Raw genomic sequence first — 9,680 nt, forward strand, 5'->3', positions numbered from 1 at the left:
AAGTTAATTTTCTTTTGTTTTAGAATTAGATTAGAAATTACGTTAGAGGAATTTTGGGAGGTAACGAAGTGAAACCATACAGAGAATTAAGCAAAGAAGAATTACTGGCATTACAGGCAGAATTACAGGCAGAATACGATGCGGAGAAAGAAAAGAGCCTGAATCTGGATATTTCAAGAGGTAAACCAGGAAAAGAACAGCTTGATTTATCTATGCCTATGATGGATGTTTTAAATGCAGAGTCTGTTCTTGCAAGTGAGAATGGCACAGATGTAAGAAATTATGGTGTGTTAGATGGGATTCCAGAAGCAAAAGAACTCATGGCAGGTATGGTAGGTGCAAAGCCTTCCCAGATGATTGTACTTGGAAACTCCAGCCTTAACATTATGTATGACTGTGTAGCAAGAGCAGAAATTTTCGGAATCATGGGAAATACTCCGTGGTCTAAACTTGACAAAGTAAAGTTCTTATGTCCAGTGCCAGGCTATGACAGACATTTTGGTGTGACAGAGCAGTTTGGTATTGAGATGATTAACGTGCCAATGACAGAAGATGGTCCAGATATGGATGTCGTAGAAGATTATGTGAATAATGACCCTGCTGTAAAGGGAATCTGGTGTGTACCAATGTTCTCCAATCCAGGTGGAGTTGTTTACTCAGATGAGACAGTAAAGAGATTTGCAAACTTAAAACCAGCAGCAAAGGATTTCCGTATTTTCTGGGATAATGCATATGGTATCCATTATCTTTATGACAGACCAGAAAGTGAACAGCCACATATTTTAAATATTTTAGAAGAGTGCGAGAAGGCTGGTAATCCAGATATCGTCTATGAATTCTGCTCCACTTCAAAGATTACCTTCCCAGGTGCAGGTGTGGCAGCAATGGCTTCATCTGAAGCAAACATCGCAGATATCAAGTCTAAACTCAAATGGCAGACAATCGGACCAGATAAGATTAATCAGCTTCGTCATGTGAGATATTTTAAAGACATTAATGGAATGAAAGACTACATGAAAAAACATGCAGCAATCATCCGTCCAAAGTTTGAGGCAGTATTAGAGACATTAGAAAAAGAACTTGGCGAGTTAGGAATCGCATCCTGGAGTAAACCAGTTGGAGGATATTTCATTTCCTTTAACGCAGAAAAGGGATGTGCGAAAGCAATCGTAGCTAAATGTAAAGAGGCAGGTCTTGTACTTACTGGAGCAGGTGCAGCTTATCCTTATGGAAATGACCCGGAAGATTCTAATATTCGAATCGCACCAACATTACCACCAATAGAAGAATTAAAGGTTGCAACAGATTTATTTGTAACATGTACAAAGCTTGTAACAGTAGAAAAATTTCTTAGCGAGATGGAATAAAGCTAAAAACTATTTCTGCTTTTAAGTTGTGGTAGATTTTGCAGAATAGATAAAAGAATAACAAATATTTTGAAAAGAGAGATATTTTTGCAGTTTGTGTTAAAACTGGAACGATATCTTTCTTTTTTTGTGGTTGAAAGAGGGGAGATTTTTGGATAAAATGAAGAACATAACAAAAAAGTTGTACAAAATTGGATACATATATTCTCATATGCATTTCCTTGTGATATAATTAACACATTAAGGGCAATTACAACTTTAACCAAATAGGGAGGTATCTATGAGAGGAGTAGAAACAAGAATTCAGGAAATCAGACATGCTGTATTTACTGAAGTAGCCAAGATGGCTTACGAAGAGGGACCTGTTGATAAAAAGATTGAGGCACTGCCTTACAAAATCATTCCAGGAGAGACTGGTAACTTCAGAAATGATGTTTTCCTTGAAAGGGCAATCGTAGGAGAGCGGCTTCGAATGGCAATGGGCCTGCCATATAGAGGAGCAGCAGAACCAGCACCAGTATCTGATGGAATTATGGAAGCAGATAAGCCAGAAGGTTACTACACTCCACCACTCATTAATGTAATCAAGTTCGCATGTAATGCATGTGATGAAAAGAAAGTACATGTAACAGATGGATGTCAGGGATGTCTGGCACATCCTTGTATGGAAGTATGTCCAAAGAAGGCAATCTCTCTTGACCGTGTAACTGGTAAGTCCATTATTGATCAGGATGCCTGTATCAAATGTGGACGATGTGCAACAGTATGTTCCTATAATGCGATTATTGTTCAGGAACGTCCTTGTGCAAAAGCCTGTGGTATGAAAGCCATCACATCTGACGAGAACGGAAAAGCAACAATTGATTATGATAAATGTGTATCCTGTGGAATGTGTCTTGTAAACTGTCCATTCGGTGCAATTTCAGATAAGTCTCAGATTTATCAGGTAATCAAGGCAATCCAGTCCGGTGAAAAGGTATACGCAGCAGTAGCACCTGCATTCGTAGGACAGTTCGGACCAAAGGTAACACCAGAAAAACTTCGTGCGGCCATGAAAGAACTAGGATTTGCCGATGTACTTGAAGTAGCAATCGGAGCAGACTTATGTGCAAAACAGGAAGCAGAAGATTTCTTAAAAGAAGTACCAGAAGAACTTCCATTCATGGCAACATCCTGTTGTCCTGCATGGTCAGTAATGGCGAAGAAGCTCTTCCCAGAGTATGCAAACTGTGTATCCATGGCATTAACACCAATGACATTAACAGCAAGATTGATTAAAAATCATACACCAGATGCCAAAGTCGTATTTATCGGACCTTGTGCAGCGAAGAAGCTTGAAGCGATGAGAAGAACTGTTCGAAGCGAAGTAGACTTTGTACTTACTTTCGAGGAAATGAGCGGAATCTTCGCAGCAAAAGACTTAGATCTTGAAAATATGCATGAAGATGCAGATGGTGTCAATGATGTATCTACAGACGGAAGAAACTTTGCCGTATCTGGCGGAGTAGCACAGGCTGTAGTAGATGTAATCAAGAAAGAATATCCAGATAAAGAGATTAAAATAGCCAATGCAGAAGGCTTAGAAGAATGCCGCAAGCTTATGATGTTAGCATCTAAGGGCAAATATAACGGTTACTTATTAGAAGGTATGGCATGTCCAGGCGGCTGTGTAGCCGGAGCTGGAACAATGCAGCCAATTAAAAAGTCTCAGGGAGCTGTAAAGATTTATGCTACAAAGGCTAATCATAAGGTGGCTACTGAAACAGAGTACGTCAAAGAATTAGATAAATTAGTAGATTAATCCTGATTTGTGCGTCTGCGGAGCAGACGAACTCCTGAAGATAAATAAAGCATATTTGTGACTTTAGTCGCGGCGGTTTGAATGTTCGCTTATACGCTTGCATCCAAACCTTGCTCCGAGGCCACAAATATGCTTTATTTAGCTTCCTGGATTCTATTTTTCATCTGTTAAAACGCAAAAACTCATTCATCCAACAACAACATTTCCATCAATTTCCCATATACTGCATCACTTTTCTTCTCCCAGCTGTCGCAGATTGCAATCGCCTGTTCTTTTGACACGACGTTGATGTTCAGTTCTAAAAGAAGAGAGCCTTTTTCCTTAATCTGGGTTTTTACCATATATTCACCACGTTTCTTTTTGAGTGGATAGTAGTCTGCGGTAATATCGACTTCTTTTCGAAGCTGGTATTTTTTCTCGGCAAAGTAGTCGAGAATATCGTTCTTAATTGGCTCGGAAATCTGAGTGTGGAACATGGAGAGTGCTTCTTTTCCTGAGGAAATAAGGTGGTAGTTGGTAGTGTTGCGGATTGTTTCGGCACGGACAAATTCTGATTCCACCAGTTCATTGATTGCCTGCTGTAAGTGGAAATAGGATGTATATCCGTGGTTTACAAAAAATTCGCTTAGCTGGGAATTTGTCAGTGGAAAATCCAGATTATCCAGCATAAACAGTATCATTAATTTATATAATGTTAAAGATTCTTCTGACATAAGCTTCCTCCCTGCGTAAAGTTTCGTTGCTTCATTTCTTTATGGATGGTGTTTAAGACGGGTCGTTTGTGTCCGATCCATTTTGGAACAATTAAAAGGTCTTTCGGGCCATCTCCAGTCATTCGCTCAATGACAATGTCTTTGCGAAGCTGGCTAAGACAGATGATGAGATGGTTGATATATTCTTCCATGGTAAGAATATGAAATGGGTGCTGTTCGTAGTAACTGGCAAGTACGGTGTTTTTCAGTACATAAAGCATGGAAATTTTGATGCCGCTTACTGGGAGTGTATTTAGGTAACGGATTGTGTCGAGTTCCATGTCTAAAGTTTCACCGGGAAGACCGAGAATAATGTGTGCGGTCACGCGGATACCTGCCTCTGCGAGGGCATGACAGGTTTTCGTAAATGTTTCAGTCGGATATGCCCGGTTTAAAAAGGATGCCGTACTGTCGTGAGAGGTCTGTAATCCCATTTCGATAAAGACAGGTTTTCTTTTATTTAATTCTTCTAATAAATCTAAAATTTCCGGAGTAATACAGTCGGGTCTTGTGCCAATGGATAAAGCAACGATTTCTGGGGCAGTGATCGCCTCCTCGTAGAGGGCGCGAAGCCTGTCTACAGGGGCATAAGTATTGGTAAATGCCTGAAAGTAAGCAATGTAATGTTCGCCCTGATATTTTCTGGAAGTCTGTGACTTACCAAGATGAATCTGTTCGGAAACAGAGAGGGAAGCGTTCTCTGTAAATTCTCCGCTTCCCCCTTCGCTGCAAAAGATACATCCGCCAGTTGCGAGTGTCCCATCACGGTTTGGACAGGTAAAACCGCCATCTATGCAGATCTTATAGAGTTTTTCTCCAAAATATTCTTTAATAAAGCGACTGTAACTATAATAGCGTTCCATAAAAATTAATCAATATATTCTTTGACAGCGGCACTGACTACGTCAGCAATCTGTGGGTCAAATGCGTGTGGAAGAATGTTTGTATCACTTAATTCTTCTGCAGGAACAAGACCAGCAATTGCATGAGCAGCGGCAAGTTTCATCTCGGAAGTGATATGTGTAGAGTGGCCTTCTAAAGCACCTTTGAAAATTCCAGGGAATACAAGCACGTTATTTACCTGATTTGGGAAGTCAGAACGACCAGTTCCAACAACCTTTGCCCCTGCTTCTTTTGCAAGGTGAGGAAGGATTTCAGGGTCTGGATTTGCCATAGTAAATAAAATAGAATCCTTTGCCATAGAACGGACCATATCCTGGCTTATGATGCCAGGAGCGGATACACCAACAAAAATATCGGCACCTTTCATCGCATCTGCAAGAGTCCCAGTCTTATGAGAAAGATTGGTAATCTGTGTCATTTTCTCCTGCATCCAGTTTAAGGATGGGTCGCCGGAGCATAAGATTCCCTGACGGTCACAGAGCGTAAGATCTTTAAATCCGTAAGATAAAAGCATCTTTGCGATAGCGATTCCGGCAGAACCGGCACCGTTAACAACTACTTTACAATCTTCTTTTTGTTTGCCGACAACTTTAAGAGCGTTGATAATTCCTGCAAGAACAACGATGGCTGTACCATGCTGATCATCATGGAAAACAGGAATGTCAAGCATCTTGTCAAGACGTTCTTCTATTTCAAAACAGCGTGGAGCTGCAATATCTTCTAAGTTAATACCGCCAAAAGCAGGGGCGATTCTTACAACAGTTTCAATGATTTCTTCTGTATCCTGTGTGTCTAAACAGATAGGAAATGCATTCACACCGCCGAATTCTTTAAAAAGGGCAGCCTTTCCTTCCATAACAGGCATGGCAGCAAGGGCACCGATATTACCAAGACCAAGTACAGCGCTTCCGTCTGATACAACGGCAACGGTATTTGACTTGATTGTGTATGTGTAGGCTTCTTTTGGGTTTTTTGCGATAGCACGACAAGGTTCTGCAACACCAGGTGTATAAGCAATCGCGAGATCTTCTGCGGAAGCTACCTGACATTTGGCTTCTACAGAAAGTTTACCGTTCCATTGTTTGTGCATTTCTAAAGCTTTTTCTTTATTTGTCATAATTAATTCCGTCCTTTCCCAAAATATATTCTAGCATCGGTTTTCGCATTCTGCAATCAAATATTTCTCAAAAACAGGTTGTTTTCTTCCCAGTTTGTGCTATTATAGAAAAGACAATTCTGATTCGTCTTAATAATTTGATGCGAAGAAGAGATTTTTTTTCGAGTTTACATCATATTTTTAGTTACAATCTTTTGATTTCCCAATTGATTTAAAATGATAGTTGTATATATGCATAGAAAGAGGACTTTCATGCTTTATCAGAGTAGAGAAAATGCTGAATTTAGTGATAATAAAGATAAATTGGCCTTACAAAGAGAACGGCATAGGAACAAGTAGCTTTTTTGCGACAAAAAATATAAAATATTTAGAAGAATATAAAAGTTATTAAGAAAATCAAGTGGGAATCTTTGGTCGTTTGAATATCAAAATTTGATTATAAAGTTCTTTACAGGAAAATGTTTAAATGTTTAGGAGGTAAGAATGAATTTTAAAGAAATGACACTCCTTCAATTGAAGGCATATGCGAAGGAAAAAGGTATCCGTGGGGTAAGTACATTGAAAAAGAATCAGTTAATAGAGCGGATTATAGCGAGTGAAAATAAAAGTATACAGACAAAGGCAGAAGAAAGTATAAAATCAGAAAAAAATACCACATCAGAAAATGGTATAAAAACAGAGAAAAACGCTAAATCAGAAAATGGTATAAAAACAGAAGGAGAACCTAAAGCGGAAAAGAGAGTCAAAACAGAAGAGAATAGCAAATCAGAAGATAATATAAGAAAAACACAGCAAAAACCGCAGGAATCAGAGAAAAAAGAAAAAGTATATCACCATAATGACAGAGAAAATGGAAATAGTGTAAATAGTGCGAATGATGAAAATGCAGGAAAAGAAAATAAGAAAAGCGAATTATCCAGTTTAGACAGTGGAAATATGGCAAACGGTATTTTGGAAGTAATGCCGGATGGCTATGGATTTATTCGTTGTGAGAATTATTTGCCAGGAGAGAATGATGTATATGTTTCTCCGTCACAGATTCGCCGTTTCAATTTAAAGACCGGTGATATTTTAGTAGGAAATATCCGTATTAAAACACAAAATGAAAAGTATAGTGCCTTATTATATGTACAGTCTGTCAATGGATATAAACCATTTGACGCAGCAAAAAGAAAGAACTTTGAAGATTTAACACCGATTTTTCCGAATGAGAGAATAAGTCTTGAAACGGAAAATGCACCGCTTTCCATGCGTATGGTTGATCTCCTTTCTCCGATCGGAAAGGGACAGCGAGGAATGATCGTTTCTCAGCCAAAGACAGGAAAGACTACGTTATTAAAGCAGATTGCGAGAAGCATCACAGCAACAAGACCAAATATGAAAGTTATCGTTCTTCTTATTGATGAGCGCCCGGAAGAAGTAACAGACATCAGAGAATCCATTGAGGGACCAAATGCAGAAGTCATTTATTCCACATTTGATGAACTTCCAGAGCATCACAAAAGAGTATCTGAAATGGTATTAGAACGTGCAAAACGTCTTGTAGAACATAAACAGGATGTCGTTATTTTATTAGACAGTATTACACGATTAGCAAGAGCATATAATCTTCTTGTACCTCCAAGTGGAAGAACACTTTCCGGTGGTCTTGATCCGGCAGCGCTCTATATGCCAAAGAAATTCTTCGGAGCAGCAAGAAATATGCGCGAAGGCGGAAGTCTTACTATCCTTGCAACCGCACTTGTTGAGACTGGAAGCAAGATGGATGACGTTGTATTCGAAGAATTTAAAGGAACCGGTAACATGGAGCTTGTATTAGACCGTAAACTGGCAGAAAAGAGAATTTTCCCGGCAATCAATATCCAGCGTTCTGGAACAAGACGAGAAGACCTTCTCTTATCCAAAGAAGAACAGGAAATTGTATACGCCCTTCACAGAGAAATGTCCGGAAACCGCGCAGAAGAAAATATGGAGCAGATACTTAACTTCTTCAAACGGACAAAAAATAATAAAGAATTTATTCAGGTGATGAAGCATTCTTTGTTGAAAAAATAATATAAATTGTAATGTATGTATAAAATAAAGCTCCAATACCGACATAATTCGTAAACTACTGTAATTGACGGGACGAATAATGTGTAGTATTATTTGGAGCGAAACATTGCAAATCTCTGTCAGATATATAAATCATAAAGTCTGATGATGCTATTCGTGAAATCATTCAAAATCTTAAAAGTGAGGCAATTTTGGATATAACTATCCGAACTACTAATTTTCAAAATACCGTTGGGTTAAAAAGAAAAATAGTTTGTCTGTAATTGTATGATTTGGAATAGTAAAAAAATAAAAAAGGAAGATAAGATGATCAAACATTATTTAACAGTATTTTTAATTTCTATGGTTCCGATTGCAGAACTAAGAGCAGCGATTCCTTATTCACAGGCAGTAGGACTTCCACTGATTCCTTCTTATGTCATTGCAATCATAGGAAATATGCTTCCAGTACCAGTTATCTATTTATTTGCAAGAAAGGTACTCGAAATCGGAAGCAATATGCCAAGTATAATCGGTAAGTTCTGCCGCTGGTGCACAGCAAAAGGCGAAAAAGGCGGAGAAAAGTTACAGGCAACTGCAGGGAGAGGACTCTTTGTTGCATTACTTTTATTTGTAGGAATTCCACTTCCGGGAACTGGAGCATGGACAGGAACACTGGCAGCAAGTTTCTTAAAGATGAACTTTAAATCAAGCGTACTCGCAGCTATGTGCGGAGTTTTACTTGCCGGAGTCATTATGATGACATTAAGTGCCGGATTCTTTTCACTGATTCAATAGACAAAAGGAGATTGTTGGGGATGAAACGGTTAGGAAGTTTTTTTGATGAAATATACGGTTTTGATGGAATGTCCAGCTTCTTGCTGTTCATTAGTGTTATCCTGAATCTGGTTACAGGCATGTGGCCGTCGCAGGCAGTAAATAACTTTAATTTAATTAGTTATCTTCCGCTGTTAGGCTGCATTTTTCGGGTATTTTCACGCAACCATGAAAGAAGAGCGCATGAAAATGAATGCTTCCTTAAGCTGGCTCGTCCATTGTGTGAGAATATTATTGAAAAGCGTGAGGAACAGGCAGAGGCCAAGTTATTTCGCTTCTTCAAATGCCCAGTTTGCAAGCAGAAACTCCGAGTTCCAAAAGGAAAGGGAAAGGTGGAGATTACCTGTCCAAAATGTGGAAATAAATTCATAAAAAAAGCTTAGGGATTTGTTTTGCGCAGCAAAGGAGACGCTCTCAGTAAATAAAAGAAACTATATTTGTGACTTTAGTCGCGGCGGTTTGAATACTCGCTTCTACACTCTCGTATTCAAACCTTGCTCCGAGGCCACAAATATAGTTTCTTTTATTTACTGAGAGCTGTGCTTTGGTTGGGAAAAAGTAGCAACCATAGATCATGTGTTATAAGAAACGACCACAGAGAATGAAATAAGGATTATTTCATTTTCTGTGGGCTGTCTTTGGTTGGTGAAGTTGTGTTTTGAGAGATAAACTATAAGCAATCTCAATTTTTGAGTTATATAGAGAAAATGGCAATTGTGACATCCTCCCCCACCTATAGGATGTCACTGAAAAAGTCCTTTTTACGTGTAAATCAATACAAAATAAAGTATGTTTGTTGATTTTACAATACTATATATTGCATGTAAAATTAGTTTTTCAGTGGCGTCCTATAGAGGTGGGTGCTTCCC

The 9,680-nt window shown here is 38.8% G+C and carries 8 protein-coding genes; 5 read left to right on the top strand and 3 right to left on the bottom strand.

The window, feature by feature from the left end:
* The first annotated feature begins 68 nt into the window (after positions 1-68).
* Together EUBHAL_RS14480 and EUBHAL_RS14485 are read left to right on the top strand one after the other, a co-directional pair.
* A complete protein-coding gene (locus EUBHAL_RS14480; protein WP_022170633.1) occupies positions 69-1,367 on the top strand; it encodes an aspartate aminotransferase type Ic in 1,299 nt (432 codons plus the stop codon).
* 280 nt (positions 1,368-1,647) lie between these two features.
* Entirely contained in the window at positions 1,648-3,168 is a 1,521-nt protein-coding gene (locus EUBHAL_RS14485; RefSeq protein ID WP_005351891.1) for a 4Fe-4S dicluster domain-containing protein, read from the top strand.
* 182 nt (positions 3,169-3,350) lie between these two features.
* On the opposite strand, the gene EUBHAL_RS14490 is transcribed toward EUBHAL_RS14485, so the two are convergent.
* Genes EUBHAL_RS14490 through EUBHAL_RS14500 form a run of 3 tightly spaced genes read right to left on the bottom strand, consistent with a single transcriptional unit; the run spans position 3,351 to position 5,940 of the window.
* The gene (locus EUBHAL_RS14490) at positions 3,351-3,881 is read right to left on the bottom strand and encodes a DUF4364 family protein (RefSeq protein ID WP_005351892.1); all 531 of its coding nucleotides are present in this window, start codon (positions 3,879-3,881) and stop codon (positions 3,351-3,353) included.
* A complete protein-coding gene (mnmL, locus tag EUBHAL_RS14495) occupies positions 3,863-4,783 on the bottom strand; it encodes a tRNA modification radical SAM protein MnmL/YtqA (RefSeq protein ID WP_005351893.1) in 921 nt (306 codons plus the stop codon). Before mnmL ends, EUBHAL_RS14490 begins: the two co-directional genes overlap by 19 nt.
* Positions 4,784-4,788: 5 nt before the next feature.
* Entirely contained in the window at positions 4,789-5,940 is a 1,152-nt protein-coding gene (locus EUBHAL_RS14500) for an NAD(P)-dependent malic enzyme (RefSeq protein ID WP_005351894.1), read from the bottom strand.
* 483 nt (positions 5,941-6,423) lie between these two features.
* On the opposite strand from EUBHAL_RS14500, the gene rho reads away from it, so the two are divergent.
* From rho to EUBHAL_RS14515, 3 genes are all read left to right on the top strand, one after another.
* Positions 6,424-7,995 (top strand): transcription termination factor Rho, encoded by a 1,572-nt coding sequence (rho, locus tag EUBHAL_RS14505; RefSeq protein WP_005351895.1) that lies wholly within the window; start codon positions 6,424-6,426, stop codon positions 7,993-7,995.
* A gap of 306 nt (positions 7,996-8,301) precedes the next feature.
* Positions 8,302-8,772: a COG2426 family protein gene (locus tag EUBHAL_RS14510; protein ID WP_022170636.1), complete on the top strand. Its 471-nt coding sequence runs from the start codon at positions 8,302-8,304 to the stop codon at positions 8,770-8,772.
* Between the two features lie 20 nt (positions 8,773-8,792).
* On the top strand, positions 8,793-9,194 hold the full coding sequence (locus tag EUBHAL_RS14515) for a hypothetical protein (RefSeq protein WP_005351897.1): 402 nt from the start codon (positions 8,793-8,795) through the stop codon (positions 9,192-9,194).
* The last annotated feature ends 486 nt before the right edge of the window (positions 9,195-9,680 follow it).

It is taken from the genome of Anaerobutyricum hallii DSM 3353 (assembly GCF_000173975.1).
Taxonomy (GTDB): Bacteria; Bacillota; Clostridia; order Lachnospirales; family Lachnospiraceae; genus Anaerobutyricum; species Anaerobutyricum hallii.

Excerpts from the sequence above, each read along its gene's own strand:
- mnmL (WP_005351893.1), bottom strand. The coding sequence starts at position 4,783 with ATGGAACGCTATTATAGTTACAGTCGCTTTATTAAAGAATATTTTGGA.
- EUBHAL_RS14490 (WP_005351892.1), bottom strand. The coding sequence starts at position 3,881 with ATGTCAGAAGAATCTTTAACATTATATAAATTAATGATACTGTTTATG.
- rho (WP_005351895.1), top strand. The coding sequence starts at position 6,424 with ATGAATTTTAAAGAAATGACACTCCTTCAATTGAAGGCATATGCGAAG.
- EUBHAL_RS14510 (WP_022170636.1), top strand. The coding sequence starts at position 8,302 with ATGATCAAACATTATTTAACAGTATTTTTAATTTCTATGGTTCCGATT.
- EUBHAL_RS14500 (WP_005351894.1), bottom strand. The coding sequence starts at position 5,940 with ATGACAAATAAAGAAAAAGCTTTAGAAATGCACAAACAATGGAACGGT.
- EUBHAL_RS14485 (WP_005351891.1), top strand. The coding sequence starts at position 1,648 with ATGAGAGGAGTAGAAACAAGAATTCAGGAAATCAGACATGCTGTATTT.
- EUBHAL_RS14515 (WP_005351897.1), top strand. The coding sequence starts at position 8,793 with ATGAAACGGTTAGGAAGTTTTTTTGATGAAATATACGGTTTTGATGGA.